Source organism: Huaxiibacter chinensis (assembly GCF_022171985.1).
GTDB classification, from domain to species: domain Bacteria; phylum Pseudomonadota; class Gammaproteobacteria; order Enterobacterales; family Enterobacteriaceae; genus Enterobacter; species Enterobacter chinensis_A.
Window position 1 is genome coordinate 141,159 of the sequence record NZ_JAJVHF010000001.1, and the last position, 20,776, is coordinate 161,934.

General features: G+C 54.4%; 18 protein-coding genes and 1 other RNA gene. 8 read left to right on the forward strand and 11 right to left on the reverse strand.

Translation table 11 applies throughout. The annotated features are described in order from the left end of the window. Nucleotides 1-161: 161 nt before the first annotated feature. Entirely contained in the window at nt 162-1,382 is a 1,221-nt protein-coding gene (locus tag LZP96_RS00730; protein WP_064325854.1) for a diguanylate phosphodiesterase, read from the reverse strand. Between the two features lie 344 nt (nt 1,383-1,726). Between LZP96_RS00730 and ycgZ the strand changes: the two genes are divergently transcribed. The 4 genes from ycgZ (at nt 1,727) to fdhF (ending at nt 5,039) form a co-directional block, all read left to right on the forward strand. Further along, complete coding sequence (gene ycgZ, locus LZP96_RS00735) at nt 1,727-1,966, forward strand: regulatory protein YcgZ (protein ID WP_064325853.1); 240 nt, start codon at nt 1,727-1,729, stop codon at nt 1,964-1,966. Nucleotides 1,967-2,061: 95 nt separating this feature from the next. Next, nucleotides 2,062-2,382 carry a hypothetical protein gene (locus tag LZP96_RS00740; protein ID WP_064325852.1) on the forward strand — a complete coding sequence of 107 codons (321 nt, stop codon included), beginning with the start codon at nt 2,062-2,064 and terminating at the stop codon, nt 2,380-2,382. A gap of 36 nt (nt 2,383-2,418) precedes the next feature. Then, nucleotides 2,419-2,697: a biofilm development regulator YmgB/AriR family protein gene (locus LZP96_RS00745; RefSeq protein WP_064325851.1), complete on the forward strand. Its 279-nt coding sequence runs from the start codon at nt 2,419-2,421 to the stop codon at nt 2,695-2,697. A 191-nt stretch (nt 2,698-2,888) separates the two neighbouring features. Next, nucleotides 2,889-5,039: a formate dehydrogenase subunit alpha gene (fdhF, locus tag LZP96_RS00750; RefSeq protein ID WP_064325850.1), complete on the forward strand. Its 2,151-nt coding sequence runs from the start codon at nt 2,889-2,891 to the stop codon at nt 5,037-5,039. 39 nt (nt 5,040-5,078) lie between these two features. Here fdhF and LZP96_RS00755 read toward each other — a convergent pair whose 3' ends face one another. Genes LZP96_RS00755 through LZP96_RS00780 form a run of 6 tightly spaced genes read right to left on the reverse strand, consistent with a single transcriptional unit; the run spans nt 5,079 to nt 11,085 of the window. After that, entirely contained in the window at nt 5,079-5,708 is a 630-nt protein-coding gene (locus tag LZP96_RS00755) for a helix-turn-helix transcriptional regulator (RefSeq protein ID WP_064325849.1), read from the reverse strand. A gap of 60 nt (nt 5,709-5,768) precedes the next feature. Next, a complete protein-coding gene (locus tag LZP96_RS00760) occupies nt 5,769-6,281 on the reverse strand; it encodes a fimbrial protein (protein WP_064325848.1) in 513 nt (170 codons plus the stop codon). A gap of 11 nt (nt 6,282-6,292) precedes the next feature. After that, on the reverse strand, nt 6,293-7,252 hold the full coding sequence (locus LZP96_RS00765; protein ID WP_232462965.1) for a fimbrial protein: 960 nt from the start codon (nt 7,250-7,252) through the stop codon (nt 6,293-6,295). A 13-nt stretch (nt 7,253-7,265) separates the two neighbouring features. Next, a complete protein-coding gene (locus LZP96_RS00770) occupies nt 7,266-9,785 on the reverse strand; it encodes a fimbria/pilus outer membrane usher protein (protein ID WP_064325847.1) in 2,520 nt (839 codons plus the stop codon). Nucleotides 9,786-9,819: 34 nt separating this feature from the next. After that, nucleotides 9,820-10,497, reverse strand: coding sequence for a fimbrial biogenesis chaperone (locus LZP96_RS00775; protein WP_064325846.1), 678 nt, complete (start codon nt 10,495-10,497; stop codon nt 9,820-9,822). Nucleotides 10,498-10,554: 57 nt separating this feature from the next. Next, nucleotides 10,555-11,085 (reverse strand): fimbrial protein, encoded by a 531-nt coding sequence (locus LZP96_RS00780; protein ID WP_064325845.1) that lies wholly within the window; start codon nt 11,083-11,085, stop codon nt 10,555-10,557. A gap of 484 nt (nt 11,086-11,569) precedes the next feature. On the opposite strand from LZP96_RS00780, the gene LZP96_RS00785 reads away from it, so the two are divergent. Further along, on the forward strand, nt 11,570-12,229 hold the full coding sequence (locus tag LZP96_RS00785; RefSeq protein ID WP_064325844.1) for a winged helix-turn-helix transcriptional regulator: 660 nt from the start codon (nt 11,570-11,572) through the stop codon (nt 12,227-12,229). Between the two features lie 94 nt (nt 12,230-12,323). After that, entirely contained in the window at nt 12,324-12,965 is a 642-nt protein-coding gene (locus tag LZP96_RS00790; RefSeq protein WP_064325843.1) for a winged helix-turn-helix transcriptional regulator, read from the forward strand. Between the two features lie 54 nt (nt 12,966-13,019). Here the strand turns inward: LZP96_RS00790 and LZP96_RS00795 are convergent, their stop codons facing one another. From LZP96_RS00795 to ydiJ, 3 genes are all read right to left on the reverse strand, one after another. Next, nucleotides 13,020-13,214, reverse strand: coding sequence for a YdiH family protein (locus tag LZP96_RS00795; protein ID WP_064325842.1), 195 nt, complete (start codon nt 13,212-13,214; stop codon nt 13,020-13,022). 94 nt (nt 13,215-13,308) lie between these two features. After that, nucleotides 13,309-13,719 (reverse strand): 1,4-dihydroxy-2-naphthoyl-CoA hydrolase, encoded by a 411-nt coding sequence (gene menI / locus LZP96_RS00800; RefSeq protein WP_258925635.1) that lies wholly within the window; start codon nt 13,717-13,719, stop codon nt 13,309-13,311. Continuing rightward, nucleotides 13,716-16,772, reverse strand: coding sequence for a D-2-hydroxyglutarate dehydrogenase YdiJ (gene ydiJ / locus LZP96_RS00805; RefSeq protein ID WP_258925636.1), 3,057 nt, complete (start codon nt 16,770-16,772; stop codon nt 13,716-13,718). Before ydiJ ends, menI begins: the two co-directional genes overlap by 4 nt. A gap of 200 nt (nt 16,773-16,972) precedes the next feature. On the opposite strand from ydiJ, the gene ydiK reads away from it, so the two are divergent. Both ydiK and rprA read left to right on the forward strand, forming a co-directional pair. After that, nucleotides 16,973-18,088 carry an AI-2E family transporter YdiK gene (ydiK, locus tag LZP96_RS00810; RefSeq protein WP_064325839.1) on the forward strand — a complete coding sequence of 372 codons (1,116 nt, stop codon included), beginning with the start codon at nt 16,973-16,975 and terminating at the stop codon, nt 18,086-18,088. Between the two features lie 197 nt (nt 18,089-18,285). Further along, nucleotides 18,286-18,393: antisense sRNA RprA (gene rprA, locus LZP96_RS00815), an RNA gene on the forward strand. 5 nt (nt 18,394-18,398) lie between these two features. Here the strand turns inward: rprA and LZP96_RS00820 are convergent. Continuing rightward, nucleotides 18,399-20,774, reverse strand: a complete 2,376-nt coding sequence (locus LZP96_RS00820; RefSeq protein ID WP_258925638.1) for a glycoside hydrolase family 3 N-terminal domain-containing protein — start codon at nt 20,772-20,774, stop codon at nt 18,399-18,401. Nucleotides 20,775-20,776: the final 2 nt, after the last annotated feature.

Below are 20,776 nucleotides of genomic sequence, written 5' to 3' on the forward strand. Positions count from 1 at the left end.
TACTAAAACTAACTAACCTTATCAGATTGTACAAATGAAATGTATAACCAAGAACCCGGCGGATAACAAGCATCTGTTAAGCAAACCGGGAACTTGTTTACATATTGTTGTACAAATTTTAAAGGCTGTACAGCTAATCGTGAGGGCGATGAGCCGGAAGATTAAAACTCAGATTTCTTTTCTGGCCAGGCAATCGGAGGGATGCCTCCCAGTCTTGGACTGGCAAAAAGATGGCCCTGGAACTCAGAGATCCCGGCAGATTCCAGCCACATCCACTCTTCCGCTTTTTCGACGCCTACGGCGCAAAACTGAATTTCCAGCGAAGAACAACATTTGATGATGGCCTGAATGATCGCCTGCCGTGGCCCGCTTTTATGCACATCAGCCACTAATTCGCGGTTAATTTTGATGCGGTCGGGCTGAAACTGCGCCAGTAAGAGTAACCCGGCAAACCCGGCGCCAAAGTGATCAATTGCCACGCTGATACCCGCGCTTTTTAACTCCCTGACGGCCCCTTTAAATTCATTAAGGCGGGAAATCACCTCACTTTCGGTGAATTCAATGATGATCTGCTCAGGCACCAGCCCGTTAGCCTCGATCTCTCTTAACAGGAAATTGACCGCGCCCGGGACATTGACCAGCGTCATGGGTAAAAGATTCAGCGATAACGTCTGCCCCTGCAGGCCTAGCGCGCTGGCCATGGCCAGGGCCACCTGCTTGCTGTTGAGATCGGATTCATACACATCATGGTCACTCAGCGAGGCAAAATAGTCGCCCGGTGAGCCGCCCGAAGGCGTACGGACCAGGGCTTCCCACGACACCACGTTCAGGGTGAAGGGATCTACGATAGGCTGGAATGCAAAGCTGCAGTCAGCCCCCTTCGCCACCACGGCAGGCTGGCGGGAAAACGCGTCTTCCTGAGGGATAAACTCCCACGAATCCCCGGGGGGAATTTCGTAATAGTTCTCTTTTTCAGTGGCTTCGACAAACGTGCGGAAAAACTGTAACGCCCTGTCGTTGTAGGTCAACTGGAAGCGGGTTGTCCCTTTATCAAGCACCTGCTGGAGCACCTCCTCCCGGTCATAGCGACGCAGGTCAAAGAGTTCCATCCCCACCTTGCCGAATCGCCTGGACGGCGCAAAATCATAGAGCAATTCAACCACGTTATAGTGGCGCGCATCCTTGCAAATATGCTGGTAGATAGAAGTCACGCTCTCTTCCGGGCCTTCGAGCAGCTGGAAGAAATGCGTTCCGTTAAACAATAAAATCCCCGTGACGTCTGACTGCCGGTTGGTGATATTTGCGGCGGCGACCATCTCTTCCAGAGCTTTAACTGCCACGTTCGCGCAAATATGACTGCGGTAAATAATGGTTGTAAGCATGATTTCCCAGGGCGTTGATAAAGTGGACCACGCGTGCGAAGCAAGGTGGGTATCCCTTGTTATACCACATTCGTTGCATAACAAATAATTTACAGCTCAAGGATTTACCGCCCCTCGCGTGACAAATGAGCAAGCTTGTACAACTTTTAACGTTGACGTGTTTTGTACAATATATTTTTGACTGTTTCATTCGCAAAAATACGCATAAGCAATTGATTTATATGGCACACTATTTCTGACTTAAAAAAAATCGAAAATACTGTACATTTTTTATGTACAGATTTAAAAAAACTGTATACCTTATTTGTAACGCGAGTGATTAAACTTTTTTACAGGAGCGAAACATGCAACAGAACGGATACCAGCTCGATGCCGCTGCTGCTATAGCGCAGTACTTTGACAAAGCGGCCCTGCCATCGCAGCAGGAAACACTGGGCCAGGTGGTTGTCGAAATTCTGCGTGATGGACGGAGTCTTAATCGCAAGACGCTCTGCACCAAATTACTGGGCAGACTCGAAAAGGCCACTGACACGCATGAGGAACAACATTATCAAATGCTGATCGGTTTATTATTCGATCGATAAGGTGAGCCAAACCATTAATAGATTTCCTGGGTTGTCGGTCAACAGAACGAAGGAATGCTCCAGACAAGCGCAACCAGGCGATCAGAGATGCAGTTATGAAGAGAAGTGACGTAGACAAATTGATAGACGAGCTTATTGGTGAGGCCGTTCTTTCGCTACTGAAAGAGAACGGCCCCATCAATACGCATGCCCTGGTGCAACGGTTAAGAAGTATGAAATCTCATGAAAAGGATCCAGAGCGGCGGGACGCCATTGGAAATGTTATCGCCGAAATTAACGGCGGTGGCGGTGGATTTAAGCATTACCGGGCCGTTACCGAGAGAACGGAGCGAGAGGGATCTCAACGTGTAAAAAGTAACAATGTTGTGCCTCTGTTTAACACTGGAAAGCCCGTCGATCCGAAAAAAATACATTAACAGCAACCTGCTACTTAACCAACACGGTGAGAATAAATGAGACAGAATATTCAGGTTCAACCCGAACTAAACAACGCCATTTTTGATAGCGCCCTTGCGGAGTATTTCCGTACGGCTGGCGATCGATTTGCAGATGAATCCGCCATTTTTTCAACGGCGGTACGTTGTGTTCTGGAATCTGAAGGGCATCTCTCGAATAAAGCGATTATTCTGTGGCTGATTCAGGCCCTGGAATCGACGGATGATGTGGTTCAGGCCGATGTCATCCGCAAAACTCTGGAAATTGTGGTCGGTTACACTATGGATGATATTTAATCGCTTATCGTGTGGATGTTGCTGGCGTGTCATCGTCATAACTGTCGAACTTAATGACGATGACACGCAGGCTTTCTCACCCTTCCCCTTTTAAATCAATGACCTGATGAAGTGGCATGAATTCTGCTTAATTCATGTTTCGAGACTGGTGTTCCAGTTACCCGCTTCATTTCTTAACAGGTCTGTTATTGATGAAAAAAGTCGCAAGCGTCTGCCCTTATTGCGGTGCAGGCTGTAAATTAAACCTTATCGTAGAAAACAACCGCATTGTCCGTGCCGAAGCCGCCCACGGCGTGACCAACCAGGGAACCTTGTGCCTTAAAGGCTTTTACGGTTGGGACTTCCTTAACGATACCCGCTTACTCACCCCTCGCCTCACCCAGCCCATGATCCGCTACCACAAAGGCGACAAATTAACCCCGGTTACCTGGGAAGAAGCCATTCGGTATACCGCCAGTAAACTCCAGGCGATCAAGGATCAACACGGTCCCCGCGCCATCATGACCACAGGGTCGTCTCGTGGCACAGGCAATGAGACCAACTATGTGATGCAAAAATTTGCCCGCGCGGTGCTGAAAACCAATAACGTCGATTGCTGCGCCCGCGTTTGCCACGGGCCGTCCGTCGCCGGGTTGCAGGAGACGCTCGGCAACGGCGCGATGAGTAATTCCATCAACGACATCGAAAATTCGAAATGCTTACTGGTGTTTGGCTATAACTGCGCGGATTCACATCCTATTGTCGCCCGTCGCGTCATTAAAGCCCGGCAAAACGGCGCGAAAATCATCGTCTGCGATCCCCGCCGTATCGAAACAGCACGCATTGCCGATCAGCATTTGCAGTTGAACAACGGCAGCAATATGGCGCTGGTGAATGCCTTTGGCTACGTCCTGCTGGAAGAGGAACTTTACGACAAAAACTATGTAGCACGCTTTACCGAGGGGTTAAGTGAATACCGGAAACAGGTTGAAGATTACGCGCCGGAAAAAGTGGAATATCTGACCGGCGTTCCCGCACACGAGGTGCGTCAGGCGATGCGCACCTTCGCTGCGGCTCCGTCCGCCACGGTGATGTGGGGGATGGGCGTGACGCAGTTTGGACAGGCGGTCGATGTGGTCAAAGGCTTGTCCAGTCTGGCGCTATTGACCGGGAACCTGGGGCGGCCTGCCGTCGGCGTAGGCCCGGTACGCGGGCAAAATAACGTTCAGGGTGCCTGCGATATGGGCGTCTTACCCAATATGTTTCCGGGGTATCAGAACGTGACCGATGCCCGCGTCCGGGCGAAATTCGCCGATGCCTGGCAAATCGATGTCAATACCATGGACGATCGGGTCGGTACGCGCATTACCGAAGTGCCTCATCTGGCGCTGGAAGGAAAAATCAAAGCCTATTACATCATGGGGGAAGATCCGCTTCAGACCGAGGCCGATTTGGGTCTGGTTCGCCGCGGTTTTGACGCGCTCGAGTTTGTCGTGGTTCAGGATATCTTTATGACTAAAACCGCCGAAGTCGCAGACGTGCTTTTACCCGCCACCTCCTGGGGAGAACACGGCGGCGTCTTTACCTGTGCAGACAGGGGATTTCAGCGGTTTGGCAAAGCCATCGAGGCCAGCGGCAACGTGAAAAGGGACTGGGAGATTATCAGCCTGCTGGCAAGCGAGATGGGGTATCCGATGCATTATGACTCTGACCAGCAAATCTGGGATGAAATGCGCGAACTTTGTCCGCTCTTTTATGGCGTTACCTACCAGAAAATGGGTGAGATGGGGCACGTTCAGTGGCCATGCCCTACGCTCGATCACCCCGGCACGCCATATCTGTACAAAGAGAATCAGTTCGATACGCCAGACGGTAAGGGCCAGCTGTTCGCCGCCCCCTGGCGAGCGCCTGCCGAAGTCCCGGATGCTGATTACCCTCTGGTGCTCTGTACCGTGCGCGAGGTCGGTCATTACAGCTGTCGTTCGATGACCGGCAACTGTGCCGCGCTGCAAAGCCTGGCAGATGAGCCAGGTCGCGTGCAGATAAGCCCGGCAGATGCGGAAAAACTCGGCATTGCTGAAGGCCAGCTCGTCTGGGTGCGGTCGCGACGCGGGAAAGTGATCACGCGCGCCAGCCTGAGCGAACGTATTAATACAGGTGCGGTGTATATGACCTATCAGTGGTGGATTGGTGCCTGTAACGAACTGACGCAGGATAATCTCGATCCCACATCCAAAACGCCTGAAACCAAATACTGCGCGGTGAATATCGAGGCGATCAACGACCAGCGCTGGGCGGAAGATTACGCCGCTAACGCCTATCAGTCGATGAAGACGCGCCTAATCAGTGCCGTAAACGTATAACTCTCCCGGGGCTCGCAGCGGCGAGCCTTTTTTACAGACCTAAAGATAATGGTGAAAGAACTGGCACCCGGTGTTTTTCTCCCTCTGCCGATGCATGAACTGATGTAATTCGTAATCACTCTGCAAGTCAAACTTCTGCATGACCTTGTACTTATGATTAAAAACCGTTTTGGCATCGATCGTCATCGCTTCGGCAATCTGCTCTATGGCATGGCCTTTTAACAGACGGGCCATTACCCGCGCCTGCTGCGCGGAGAGGGTTTTATGCGGACATTCTGCGCACGACGGTATTTGTGGCGGGCTTGCCCGCTGCTGCACGGCAAGCCAGGCGGCACGCAGCGCGTCGCCGGTGTCGGCGGGCGAAATCCGTCGGGGCAGTAAAAGCATATCGCGATGACAAATCGGCAAAGCGGAAGGCGTAGTCTCTTTGCGATCCACAAAGCCAATCACCAGACGCCTCTTTTGCGCACGGAGTTCGGGTCTGCACACCAGATGCTCCCCATGACATAACGAGAGAATAATGACATCGGCACGCTCACACTGCGCCAGGGTCATATCAGAATGAATTTGAATCGTTTCGTTAAACGCGTTCTGAAAGAGATCGGAAAGTAAATACGCGACACCATGACGAAAATAGACGTCCGGCTCACGAAACAAAATAGTGATCATTATTGTACCCATGTCATAAAGGTCATCGCGTCCCGGATAACTCCCGACGCACAATCAGACTTAGTTGTACTGCATCGTCAGCAGCACTACGCTGCGCAGGCTGCCGGGCATGGGGTGTCCAGCCGCTGAATAGACAAATGCCTGCACCGGCATCGCAGCGGTTCTGTCAGGCAGAACCTGTTGAGTCATGCTTGAACCACTGCCTTTCATTGCACCTGTGCCGGAATCGCGAATTCCGACAGCGACATTCGTCGCCGTTCCGTTATTTTGATAGTAATCGACGCCCGCGATGGGATCCTGATTACCGGTAAACGTCACCGTAACCTGCGAGGTCCCTGCCGGGCAGGCGCTAAACAACAGCGTAAAATTCACCGGCTGCGAAACGGAACCCGCCTGCACCATGTTGCTTGCCTGAATATCGCCAAGATCAACATCCAGCTGGTTAATACCGCCGTTAAACTGGCAAGGCGAGGCGACGATATTTCCCGTCACGTTAAGGTTGACGCGCTCAGCCGCCTGAAGAGAAGCAATCAGTACAGGGGTAAAAAGCCAGCTGTATTTCCAGAGCGTCATATTCTTCGTCCCTATTGATACGTAAGATTTAGCGTGGCTGATGCATTGGCAGTACCCGGCGTGACTTCCGTTTGCGTTTGGTAGTATCGGGCGGTGAGGGGCAATGACTCCTGCCCACCCGTTGAGAGTTTCAGGACGATTCGATTGTTCAGCTCAAGAGGAACATCGTTATACAGAAGCTGCACGCCCACGCCTTTCGCCACCCCTTCATTTCCCTGTCCGGTCAACGCCAGCACGCTGGAGGTTTCAACATCGGGGTTCTGAATACCTGACAGGCTAATATTGATATTTGCCCCTGCATCGCAATCCAGTCCCAGATTCTGGGTGTTCCCCCCCTGCCGGGGGACAGTACCGATAACATCGCTAAACGTGTCGACCAGCACATCGCCAATGGGAAAGGTCAGAGAAGGCGTCATAATCGAACAGGCAACGGGGACGATAGCGTTATTGCCGGTTAAATCTAGTTGCGCGAAGGTCACACCATCTTCCAGACTTTTAAAATAAACCAGCGTGCCGGAAGTGAGAATGCCGCCTTTAACCGGCGCGCTGGAGGTTTTTATCAATTCAATCGTGAACGGTGTGTTCGCTGCCCCGGATGTCATAGGGTTGGTTTTCACATAGGGTACAACCATGTTTCTTAAGGTATCGCGTATACGAATACCTATTCCAGGCACGTTGGTTTCATAGATGCTTTGATTGAGTGCCGACGACAGCGTGAACAGCGCAGGTGCCGTGCTCCATGACCACACCACGTCACACTGATACAACTGATTCGTCGCATTGGACACGTTCGCTGGCGTCGTCGCAATAACGCTCCCCACTGGCGTATCTCGTTGAACGTAGACGGTGCCTATGGTGACAGCAGCGGTCGTATAGCTGTTATTCCAGGTATACCCACAGGCCGCGTTTACGCGGGTCGACCCGACCCAGGCGGTAATCAATAACATCGTGAATAAAACTATTTTCATCATCTTACGCTCTGAATTACTGACAGGAGGCGCTCAGGCGATACAGGCCATTTGAGGCCAACGCCTGAGAAAGAGAGACGTTCGCATCGCACTGGGCTTCCGGTTGTTGGCCCCATTGAGCATGGAGCTGACTTCGCTCCGGCATCCCTGTCAGAAACACCTGCCCGTTATCTCCTGCGATGAAAGTCTGATCGGCAGACTGCCCCGACAGGGTGACCAGCGTCCCAAAGGGAAGCGGCGTTCCATCTTTACGTTTAAGCGTCAACAGAACACGCATTCCAATACTGGTGTCGTAGCGGGCGACGACCATCGCCCCGCGTGTGGGAATAACCGTCTGGCGGGTCAATGTCAGTTCGACATTTTCTGGCAGGGTCTCGGTTAACAACGCCACATCATTTTTCCGGTAGGGGGTAAGGTTGCTGGCTACGGTATAGCCGCGCCAGTCGGTCCGCATCCCGTTCTGGTTTTGAATACTGACCCCTTTCGCGCCCGGCGCTTTCACCAGAACGTTGGTCTCTCCCAGCGCCTGTGAAAGCGTGACGCCGTCCGCATGGGCCACCACCCCACCCTGCACGCCGTAATTGAACCGCTCGCTGTACGGGTCATAGCTGTAACCGGCGTTCACCCCGGCGTAGGTTCCCTTATAGTCGGCATTAAGCATGCCAACGTAACCCGTGCCCTGCGTACTGTATCCTTGCTGGAGGTTCCAGTTGAGCGCGTTAGTCTCAAGCGCGGTTCCATTCAGACCCAGCGTGTGTGTCGTCCCGTTGCTTTTGCTGGTATTCATGCTGTAGCTGACCCACGTTTGTGGCAGGAATTTATCCAGCGGTACGCTAACGTTGATAGCCAACAGACGATCGTGATCGTTTCGCGACGACGATCCTGTGCCTCCGGGACTGCCGTTTTGACTGTCGGTATAGGTCACCCCATAACTGATGCTGCGCCAGTCGTTGTTATATCCCAGGCTTAATGACTGCATCGGCTTTGCCGAATTCCAGTAGTCCTCTTTCACGACACTGAACGAAAGCGATCCGGCCCCACGCCCTAACGACTGGCTCAAGGTCAGCTCTGCGCGATTGCGTCGGCGTTCGATGTCAGGGTTCTTGCTCCCGACAGTATCCAGAACCTCCTGCATTCCGTAGTAACCTCGCGTGGAATAGCGATAACCGGCGACAGAAATGTTCGTACCGGTATGGGTGAAATTCTTACTGTAACGAGCCCGCCAGGATTGCCCCGACGAGGCAGGTTGCGCCTGCGGTGTGGACCATGCCTGAATCACATCAACGGATACGGCCCCCGCATCGCCCATGTTTTTGCCGATCCCAGCCGCCATGGAACGGTACGTGTCCGCCCCCTGGCCGCCGGTATAAACGGTAAAGCCATGCGGCAAGCCATAGATGCCGGTTAGCTGTGCGAACGGCGTTTTCTCTGCGTCACGGTTATACGAACGGTATTGCCCCGCCGTCAGCGCGTATCTGAGCCGACCTTCACGCTGCAGCACCGGCAGCGAGGCGAATGGCACGGTGAAATGCTGTTCGCTGCCGTCGGCCTCTTTCACGGTCACCTCCAGATCGCCCGCGCCGCCGGTTGGATACATATCGCGGATTTCAAACGCACCGGGCGCCACATAGCTCTGGTAAATCTGATAACCGTTCTGGCGAATCACCACCTGCGCCTGAGAGCGGGCTATTCCGCGCACTACCGGCGCATAGCCTTTCATCGACTCCGGCAGCATGTCGTCGTCAGACGCCAGCTGAATGCCGCGAAACGGCATACTGTCGAAGACGTCAGACGGGGCGCTGCTGTCGCCCAGCGTAAGCAGTCCCTTCAGCGGGATGACCGTACGCTGAAGATAGGTGTAGACGGTATCCCACTGGTCCTGGCCGCTCTCGTCCCGGCTCCAGGTACTGTAATTGCGCAACCGCCAGGGCCCGAGGTTGATGCCGGGCCGCAGATTCGCATACTGGCTCTGGACCGTCGCCGCACCGTTTCGCGGCAACGTGGTGGCGCCGCTCAGGCTGTAGTTAAGCAATGCCGCAGCAATACCTTCATCCCACATCGCGGGTGGCACGGCATCCCTCGCCTGTGACTGCATGGCGGCCTGGGGAATGCTGAGGGTCAGCCTCTGCGCTGCAAAATCAAACTCACTCAGCGCCTGCGGTATAGCGTCGAGCCGGGCACAGGCATGCCCCGGCACGACGAGACCCGTAAACAGCGCGGTTTTCACGCCCCACTGCGCCAGTTGTTCCGTGCTCAGACAGGGCGTTAGCGTCGGTGTGCCGTCGGTATTGTTACCGGCGTCAAAAGTGACGTCGGTGGTTTCCTGGAGCTGGTTGTTCAGCACAATGTCAACACGGTAAGTGCCGGGCGGCTGGGTTCCCCTTTCGAAAGCGGACAAATCAACCTGCCCGCCACGAGGATTATCCAGCTCTATCAGCTCGGCATTAAACGTTTCTGAGGCACACTCAAAGGGCGTGGTTAACGCCGGAGTCATGACAACAGCCAGCCATCCAGAGAGTATTTTTCGCTTTCCCATCTCATTATTTTCTTCAACGGGGGAGACCTTTGGCCTACAGACTGGCGCGATGTTCGGCCCCCGTGCTGCCGAAATCGTTGATCAATTTAAAACTGAGCGAACCGCGGGGATGTCCCTTTGGCAGGCTGAAGGATGCCGTTGCGCCGGGTAAGACATAGGTTGCATCCTCAACCTTGTTATTACCGATGCGCACCTCGTTAAAATTCATCACAAACCGCCCTGGATTGGAGACCAGCAGGCGATCCCCGCTCACCTTCCAGGTTAATTTGTCCGCCTCCTCTTCAGGGAGTGATCCCGCTAAACCCGCCGGGCGATAAATTAATTTAATCCGCGTTTTCACGGCTATTTGCAGCGTGTTTTGTTTTTGGCTCGCTGAGGGTATCGCTTTTATATTCAGCCAGAATAAACTCTCTTTTTGTTGCGGTAGCGAATCCGTCATCACAATGCGTTCAACGTTCTGCTGACCTTTATCCAGACGATAAAGCGGTGGCGTGATAATAAACGGCACGTTTTCCGACCCACCGTTTGCGCTTTCCATCCACGACTGAATTAAATAAGCAGCATTGTCCGGATTATTAATATTCAGGGAGGCCTCTTTTTTATGGCCGTCAAATATCACGCGCGTCCCGCCGATAATGACACCTGCGCGAGCGCTGCCGAACAGCGTCGCAAAAATGGCCGTTATACACAGCACATAATGAATAAATCGCATAACAGACCCCGGAGGTCAGACGGAGCCATTACCTGCGCCGTCTGACGGATGACGTGATTAATTGTAAACGACAGAGAAATTGGCCACGGAGTTTGCCGTACCGGCGGTAACTGCCGCAGCCGTGGATTGATACTGCGCGTAGAAATTCAGGGCATTGTCCTGCGTGCTGCTCAGTAAATAACGGTAACCATTGCTTCCGTGCAGCGGGAGATCCGCTTTATCTGCAGACATCAGGTTAATCGCCACGCCGGTTGCCGCATTCAGCGAAGCGTTATCGATGGCAAGCAGGTTCGGGTTAGACGGGTCCGGCGTCCCGTCAAAACGCACCTGTGCCGCATTCACGCCCGGCGGACAGTTCTTCAGGACAATCTGGAAAGGCTTCGCTGCGGCACGTGCGCCCGCCGCGGGGAATTCTGTTTTATAGATATCGCCCAGCGTGACCACCTGATTCTGCGAACCCACGTCGACATCACAGGCGCTGTCCAGGATATTGCCATTAAAATTAACCGTGCCGGCGGCGGCAAAGGCCTGTGACATTGAGACGACGACCGTTGCCGCCACAATGGTTGTGAGCATATTCTTCTTCATTACGCTATTCCTCTATAACTTTATTTATTACCGCTACCGGCTCAGCAGAGTCCGGCTTTATTTTTATCGCGGGTAATACGACGTGGTGCGTTCATAGACCGTGCGTTATTTCTCACGCTTATTTAGAGTAAGATTTGTTTTACACATTCGCTTACCGACTAAGTAAAATCTATAGAGTCACCGCTCGAAACTCAAACACTTTCCCGGTCTAGCTGTGGATCTTCAGTTAACAAAATATAAACATCCTTCCTGCGTTAATTGTTGAGTATTACTTTGGTGATTGCGTGCCGATTTTATTTTATTGACCGTCCTCCTGAGTCCAGCTTTGGACTCTGATACCGAACAGATGTAATTCAAACAGTTAATCCCGCCTGGTGGGCATCAGTCTATTTTTGGACCGATGAGTAATATTCCAGCCAGCGGTAATTTCTAAGATACTTATTTATTTATCACGAGAAAAGTAACTGTGATCGATGAGGTGCCTATGAATACTCGCCTGTCTGCCGGGTTAGCAGAGAAAAAAACGCCCGTGCTGGCGTTAAAACCCTTTAGCGATATTGAGACATTACTGACACACATACTGCCCTTTGCCGAGAGAATGGTTATCTCACGGGGCGATATCGTCAATTATTATAGCGATGAGACGCAGCAGTGCCTCCTCCTCCTGAATGGCAGCGTGGCCCTGCACCGACGCGGTGATGGCATTGTGCTGAATTCAGAATCCTCGCCTTTTTTACTGGGCGTGAGCAGCCAGCTGGCGACGGAACATCTGTATGTAAGAGCGCTGGAAACCAGTGAAATTGCCCGTTTGCCGCTCGACTGTTTTAACCGGATTGTGGCGGAAGATAACCTGTGGGAAAATTTCGCCCGGCTTCTGGTGTATACCGCATCGCGGGTATATGAGCACTGCGCGCTCATATCACAAATGTCCGCGTACGATATTATTCGTTTCCAGCTGGTTGAACTGATGCAGGAGCATGACGCTATTCGCAACAACATTACTGCAGCGGCTTATATCAAGAGCAGAACCTACCTTTCGCGCAGCGGCATTATGCGCATCCTTGCCGAGCTGCGCACCGGGGGATACATTACCATGCATCGCGGTATATTGATTGAGATCAACCGACTACCCTTGCGCTACTGACGTTGCGGGGAAATGACGCTCAGGATTTTCTGGTCTTTTCCAACTGGCACTATAATTAGGGCGAAAGGAAGGTTTTTATTATTTTGAGGTGAATATGTCTACGTCAGGAACGCCTCCCGGCGCGACGCATCGCGGCTCGCCCTGGTCTCAGGAACTTATTACGCATCTCGCGCCCTACGCTTCCATTCGCCGCGTTGAGCGCGGGGAACGGTTAAACCTGGAGGTGAACGGACAGGGAATGTGCTATTTAATTATTGAAGGCAGCGTCGCCATATACCGCAGCTCGGACAATATGTTGTTATCGACCTCCACCAGCCCCGGCGTGTTTGGGCTGGCAAATCTTACCGACGTCTATTTTGACGATTATCTCAAAACCCTTAAACCCTGCACCATAGGCTTTATCGATACGCAAACGGCCAATACGGTCATTAAAGAGAAGGGACTGTGGAAGCTGGTCTCGGATCATTTAATGGTCATCTATGACCGTCTCTATCACCATATTATGCCCCGCGGGGCGGCAACCGCCTACGATATGGTGCGACAGCAGCTCTTTGAGTTAATGAACGAAGAAGAGAGTTTTCGCCACGACATCACCGCCGAACGCTATATCAGGGATAAAACACATCTTTCACGCAGCGGGGTGATGCGCATTCTGGCGGATCTTAAAGCGGGGGGCTATGTCGAGATGGAAGATGGCGTGCTGATGAAAATTCATAAGCTTCCGGAGAAATACTGAGCATAAAAAAGACCGCACAGGCGGCCTTTTCCGGGATGACAGATTGCTCTGTTATCAATGGACATGAACACCCAACCGCCAGGCGAAGTAGATCTCTTCTTTCAGTTCATTTGAAGAGAGCGTAAGCAGATCGGCAAATTCCAGTTCAAGCTGTTTAAGCTTTTTCAGGTACTGCGCCGGTGACAAATTGCTCTTATCGCGACGTAAAAATTCAATGGCAAGTGTGGTTGGGTTTAAATCGGTATCCATGTTGTCCTCTCTTTTGTACAAAACCCAACCAGTATAACACCTTTCGCTGGCTAATTTTTGACCAAAAGCAACTCAGAACGATGATATTTGTCTTTTACACCACGGCGGTCGTCAAACGGGACGAACAGCACAGGCGATCCTGCTCGTCAAAGATGTCAATCTGCCACACCTGATGACGCCCGCCCGCGTGCAGCGCCCGGCAAACGCCGCGCACCCGTCCGCTGCGGACGGAGCGAATATGGTTGGCGTTAACCTCAAGCCCAACCACTTTCTGCTCCCCCTGTGTGCAGAGATAACCCGCCACCGAGCCCAGCGTTTCAGCCAGTACCACGGACGCTCCTCCGTGCAGCAGACCAAACGGCTGATGCGTCCGGCTGTCAACGGGCATCGTCGCTTCAAGACTGTCTTCACCAATACGGCTAAACTGAATATCCAGCAGACCCACCATATTGCCTTCGCCCATCACGTTAAGTGCCTCAAGCGTTACTGCACGTTTCCAGATCATCCCATCATCTCCAGTAATGCCTGTAATGGATGGCGCACCCCGCTGCCTTCGACCCGCTTCACCTGGCTACGACAGGAGTACCCCGTCGCCAGACAGCGATTTCGCGGCAGACGTTGCATCGCCTGTTGCCAGGACAGCGCGTAAATACCCAGCGAATTGGCATGGTTTTTTACCTCGTGACCGTAGGTCCCCGCCATGCCACAGCAGCCCACGCTGACGCTTTCCAGCCTGGCGCCAAAGCGTGCAAAGATAGCGGCCCACTGCGAAGCCGCGCCCGGCAGCGCGGTGACTTCCGTACAGTGGCCAAACAGGTACCAGGACTCTCCGCTCAGCTCTTTCTCTTCGGCGTGTTGCAGGGCGGCTGGCAGCCATTCATGCACTAGCATGACGTGAAAATCGCCGCGTTTTTCACCCAGCGTCTGCTTATATTCGTCGCGATAGCACAGCACCAGCGCGGGATCGACCCCTACCATTGGCATACCCAGTTTCGCCACGCGATTGAGGAAATCAGCCGTTTTTTGCGCGGTTTTCGCGAAGCGGCTCAGGAAGCCCTTAATATGCTGCGCTTTGCCGTTTGGCGAGAATGGCAGCACCACAGGATGATATCCCACGCGCTCAACCAGACGGACAAAATCTGCGACGACCTGCGCATCGTAATAGCTGGTAAACGGATCCTGAACCACCAGAACCGTTTTCGCTTTTTGCTCGTCGCTCAGGGTTTCAAGCTTTTCGAGGGTCATATTCGCCGAACGGTGACCCACCAGTTCCCGCTGGAGCGACGGCGTGGACAGCAACGGCAGATCCACCATCCCGATATGCTTTTCAGAGAGTCTGCGCACCAGCGGCTGGTTTATAAAGAAGTTGAAGGTCTTCGGCGCTCGCGCCATCAGCGGGGCGTAGCTCTCGACGGTCGCCACCAGGTGATCGCGCACGGGGCGCAGATAACGCGAATGGTAGAGCTGTAAGAAGCGTGAGCGGAAATCCGGCACATCGATTTTAATCGGGCACTGCGTGGAGCAGGCCTTACAGGCCAGACACCCTGACATCGCCTCTTTCACTTCGTGCGAAAAATCATACTCGCCTTTGCTGGCGTGCCAGCTGTTACGCGAGCGCTCGATCAGCGTGCGCAGGCTGGCGCGTTTTTCGGGCAGGTCATGTTCAAGCTTCAGCGGATCGACACCGCGATCGGCCAGCAAACGCAGCCATTCACGCACCAGCGTCGCGCGCCCTTTGGGCGAGTGAATACGGTTGCTGGTGATTTTCATCGACGGGCACATCGGGCTTTTCACGTCGAAATTAAAGCACAGGCCATTGCCGTTACACTCCATGGCGCCACGCCAGGACGAACGTACCGCAATCGGAATTTGTCGGTCAAAGGTGCCCCGCTTCACGGCATCGACCTGCATCATCGGTGCGTCGAGGCCCGCTGGTGGACAAATCTTGCCCGGATTCAGACGGTTATTTGGGTCAAAGGCGGCTTTAATTTTACGCAGCTCGCCAAAAAGTTGCTCGCCGAAAAAGGCCGGGCTGTATTGTGCCCGGAAGCCTTTGCCGTGTTCTCCCCAGAGCAGGCCGCCGTATTTAGCCGTTAATGCCACCACATCGTCGGAGATCTGCTTCATCAGGATCTCCTGCTGCGGATCGCACATATCCAGCGCCGGACGCACGTGGAGCACGCCGGCATCGACATGACCAAACATGCCATAGCTCAGGCCATGACCGTCGAGCAGCGCACGAAACTCAACGATATAATCGGCCAGATGCTCCGGCGGCACGCAGGTATCTTCCGCAAACGGGATCGGCTTTGCCGCACCTTTCGCATTGCCCAACAGGCCGACCGCTTTTTTACGCATGGCATAGATACGCTCGATGCCGGACAGATCGCTGCACAGCTGCCAGCCGATCACACCGCCTTCCCCCAGGGCAATCAGCTCATCCAGCCGCTGACAGAGCATGGACACCTGGCGTTCAATCAGTTCCTCATCGTCGCCAGCAAACTCGACGATGTTTAAGCCCAGCATCTCTTTATCGGGCACGTCGGTAATCAGTTCGCTGACCGAATGCCAGACGATGTCTTCCCGGGCCAGATTTAGCACTTTGGAATCCACCGTCTCCACCGACAGGGCCCGCGCCTCCACCATAAACGGCGCGTTACGCAATGCCGAGTCGAAAGAGTTGTACTTCACATTAACCAGACGACGGACCTTGGGCAGGCGGGTGATATCCAGACGCGCTTCGGTGATAAAGGCCAGCGTCCCTTCAGAGCCGGTGAGAATACGCGTCAGGTCGAATTCGCTGAGGTCGTCATTATAAACATGACGCAAATCGTACCCGGTCAGGAAACGGTTAAGCTTAGGGAAATGATCGAGAATAAGCTGGCGGTTATCGCGGCAGCTTTCAAGGACAGTCCGATAGATGCGCCCGGACGTGGTGCTTTCGCTGGCCAGCGTTTCGGCCAGCGCCACGGGCATCGGTCGCGTATCGAGAATATCGCCCCCCAGCAGAACCGCCCGCACGCCCATCACATGATCGGAGGTTTTACCGTAAACCAGCGAACCCTGGCCCGAGGCATCGGTGTTTATCATCCCGCCAAGCGTCGCACGGTTACTGGTTGAGAGCTCCGGCGCGAAGAAGTAGCCGTAAGGCTTGAGGAACTGATTCAGCTGATCTTTGATGACCCCCGCTTCGACGCGTACCCAGCCCTCTTCCGGGTTGATTTCGATGATCGCATTCATATAACGGGACATATCGATGATAATGCCCTGATTCAGCGCCTGACCGTTGGTGCCGGTGCCCCCGCCGCGAGGGGTAAATATCAGCGAAGCGAAGCGCTCCTGCGCGGCCAGTTGGGCGATGAGCGCGACATCCGCAGTCGAACGAGGAAAAACGACGGCATCGGGGAGTAACTGATAGATACTGTTGTCGGTCGCCATGGTGAGCCTGTCGGCATAACTTGTGGCGGTATCACCCGTAAAACCCTGCTGCTCCAGTGCCTGCAAAAAATTGAGCACCAGCTGTACTACGCCCGGTGCCTGAGAAATCTGTGGGATCATTACTGTCGACCCTAATAGTAGTTGTAGATAATCGTTTGCGTTGTGTCTGAAAAGTTGTATCACATTTTTTTCTTACGCGCTCTGCTGAATTACGGGCAGAATTCGTCTGTCAAAAATCGCCGAAATCACTAATGATAAGAGGGACGCGGTTTTTTGTTTCTGCCAGCGCGGCTGGTATTCATTCAAGGTAAATTTCATTTATGGTCAATCTTCGTCAGCCCAGGGATGTTGCGCAAATTTTGCTGTCGGTGCTGTTTTTAGCCATCATGATCATTGCGTGTCTATGGATTGTTCGCCCCTTTGTCCTGGGGTTCGCGTGGGCCGGTACGGTCGTCGTCGCCACCTGGCCGTTGCTGTTGCGTTTACAGCGGGTGCTTTTTGGCCGCCGCGGGCTGGCGGTGCTGGTGATGACGCTCTTGCTCTTCCTGGTCTTTATCATTCCTATTGCCCTGCTGGTCAACAGCCTTGTCGACAACAGCGGCCCGGTAATTCGCTCTATCACCAGCGGAGAAATGACCGTGCCGGATCTGGCGTGGCTGAACAGCATTCCGGTTGTTGGCGCTAAGCTTTACAGCGGCTGGCACAGCCTGCTGGAAATGGGCGGCAGCGCCATCATGGCAAAGGTACGTCCCTACATCGGCACCACCACCACCTGGTTTGTCGGCCAGGCGGCGCACATTGGCCGCTTTATGATGCACTGCGTGCTGATGCTGCTCTTTAGCGCCCTGCTTTACTGGCGCGGTGAGCAGGTGGCGCTGGGCGTACGGCATTTTGCTACCCGTCTTGCGGGCACGCGCGGGGACGCAGCGGTTCTGCTGGCCGCGCAGGCAGTCCGTGCGGTCGCGCTGGGCGTGGTGGTGACGGCGCTGGTCCAGGCGGTAATGGGCGGCATTGGGCTGGCTATCTCTGGCGTGCCCTATGCCACGATCTTAACCGTGATTATGATCCTGACCTGCCTGGCACAGCTTGGCCCTTTGCTGGTCCTGGTGCCGAGTATTATCTGGCTATACTGGAGCGGCGATACCACCTGGGGAACCGTGCTGCTGGTATGGAGCTGCGTGGTGGGCACCATGGATAACGTGATTCGCCCTGTGTTGATTCGCATGGGCGCCGATCTGCCGTTAATTCTTATTCTTTCCGGCGTGATTGGCGGATTGATCGCCTTTGGCATGATCGGACTGTTTATTGGCCCGGTGCTGTTGGCCGTCACCTGGCGTCTCTTCTCTGCCTGGGTACACGAAATCCCACCGCCAGCAACCGACCCGGATGTCATCATCAGCGAACTGGAAACGCTGGAAGAGATTAACAAACCGTAAACGCTGCGCGGCCGGGCAAGATTGTAGTGCCCGGCCGCGAATACTTAAGCCTGACTAATCAATTTATTCTCTGCACACTGGTCAGACCCCCTGTATTGTCCCTGCTCCCTCTTTAAACCTCTCAGAATCGTAACGCCTCTTAAACTATTGAGACGAATCTGATCGACGCAAAAAGTTAGCATGCCTACTATTAGGACACGGTTATAAATCAACACCTTGATTTATAAGCATGGAAATCCCCTGAGTGAAACAACGAATTGCTGTGTGTAGTCTTTGCCCATCTCCCACGATGGGCTTTTTTTTATCCTGATTATTCCTTCGCGATCTCACAGGTACTCAGCATTCGCCAGTCATCAGGGAGCACGCGTGTTTCGCCTGTGACCTTCACGGTGACGGTAGCGCGAATATCCGCCGATGAGGCCCCGACCTGCAGCTCAAACTCGCCCGGTTCCACGATACGTTTCCCCTTCCGACACGTGAAGTTAAAGAGGTCTACCGGCAGGGTAAAGGTCAGCGTTTGCCGTTCCCCGGGTGACAACGTGACGCGCTGGAAAGCTTTTAGCTCCTGCAACGGGCGCACCTGGGTCGCGACCTTATCGCGCACATAGATCTGAACGACCTCACTGCCGCTGCGCTCCCCTACGTTTTTCACCGTCACGCTTAAGGTCACCTCACCGTCTATGGCGACGCTCTCCTGATGAAGCCGTGGCGCCTGCCAGTCGAAGCGAGTCCAGCCCAGGCCGTAACCAAAGGGATAGCGGGCGCCGAAGTGGAAAGCAAACGGCGTGCCGCCGCTCTTGAGCTTGTGGTTGTAATAATAGGGCATGGCGCCTGCGCTTTTCGGTACGCTGACCACCAGACGCCCCTGAGGCTCGGCGCGCCCGGTCAACACATCGGCAATCGCCCAGCCGCCCTCCTGTCCTGGCGCCCAGGCCAGCATAAGCGCGGCGACCTTGTCTTCCAGCCCTTGCAGGCTGTAGGGCCGCCCGCCGGTCATCACCACGACGACCGGTTTGCCCGTCTCGACAAGGGCGTGCAAGAGCTGCTGCTGAACACCCGGCAGATTCAGGCTGTCGGTATCCGAGCCTTCACCGACCGTCCCACTCTGGAACAGACCGGCCAGGTCCCCCACGCAGGCGATAACCACCTCGCTCTCCTGTGCCGCTCGCACGGCCTCAGGTATCAAGTGCGTATCGAAGGAGACCGGCGAATGCTGCATCGGTTTCCCTGCGCTGTCACCCGGGAAGACCGGCGCGCCCGCCATGCGTTTTTCAATAATATGGCAGCCTTTGGCGTAGCGAATGTGCGCCTCCCCGAAAGCCTGCTGCAGGGCCGCCAGCGGCGTGGTGACCTGCGAGGTTTCATCCAGCATATCGCTGATGATGAGATGCACCGGAAAACTATAACCACTCAGCAGCGCCAGCGGATCGTCAGCCGTTGGGCCGACCACCGCAACGCGCCGGGTCGTGGAGAGCGGCAGGATACCGTTATTTTCCAGCAAGGTGATCGAGCGGGTGGCGACCTCACGGGCTACCTGTCGCGTTTCGCTGTTCTGTAAGTCGATTGCATCTTCATCGGCATACGGATGCTCAAAGAGGCCAAGACGAAATTTTTCCGTCAGCACGCGCGCGACTATCTCATCAATTTTGCTCATGGCAATCAGCCCGCGCTCTACGGCCTCGCCCAGATGACGGGCGCAGTCGTCTTTTGGTAATTCCACGTCCAGGCCCGCGTTAAAGGCCAGCGCGGCAGATTCCGCGGCATCGTGAGAGATACCATGATGCTGATGGAGCAGGCTTACGCCGCCGTAATCCGCGACGATGATGCCGTCAAATCCCCACTGCTCGCGCAAAACCGTGGTGAGCAGGAAGCTGTCGCTGTGCCCCGGCTGGTTATCAATGTCGTGATACGCTGGCATGACCGAGCCGGCGTTTGCCAGCTTCACCGCCATTTCGAACGGCAGCAGGAAGGTGTCGTTTAGCTCAGAAAAACCCAGATGCACCGGGGCATGGTTACGCGCCCCTTCGCTGAATGAGTGGCCGACATAATGCTTCAGCGTCGCCAGTAAATCGCGCCGTTCACCCTGTAAGCCTTTCACATACGCGGTGGCCATCACCCCCACCAGCCACGGGTCTTCGCCAAAGGTCTCTTCCGTGCGCCCCCATCGGACGTCACGCGACACGTCGAGCACCGGCGCAAGCCCCTGCTGACATCCGACGGAGCGCGCTTCGGCCCCAATCTTTTGCGCAGCCCGTTCCACCAGCTGCGGGTCCCACGTCGAACCATAGTTCAATGAAGACGGAAACAGCGTCGCATCCCGGGCCAACAGCCCGACCAGACACTCCTCATGAAACAGCGCCGGGATCCCCAGCCGCGTCTGTTCCATCATGGTCCGTTGCAGACGGTTCGCCGCCCGTACCCCGGTATGAGCATCCACAATATGCGTACCTAACGGGCGAGTGATTTGACCCACGCCCAGCTTCAGCCGTTCGCTTAAGGCCGCCTGCGCGCTCACGCCGGCAAACTCATCGCTTAAATCGCTGCGTTCGCGGTGATGCCCTTCTTCATCGAGGATTAACCAGTACGCATGCATCTGCGCAAACTTCTCTTCAGGGGTCATGCGCGCCAGTAAATCATCGACACGTTCCTGAACGGGACGCCCCGCGTCCTTATAAATAGCCGTCATGT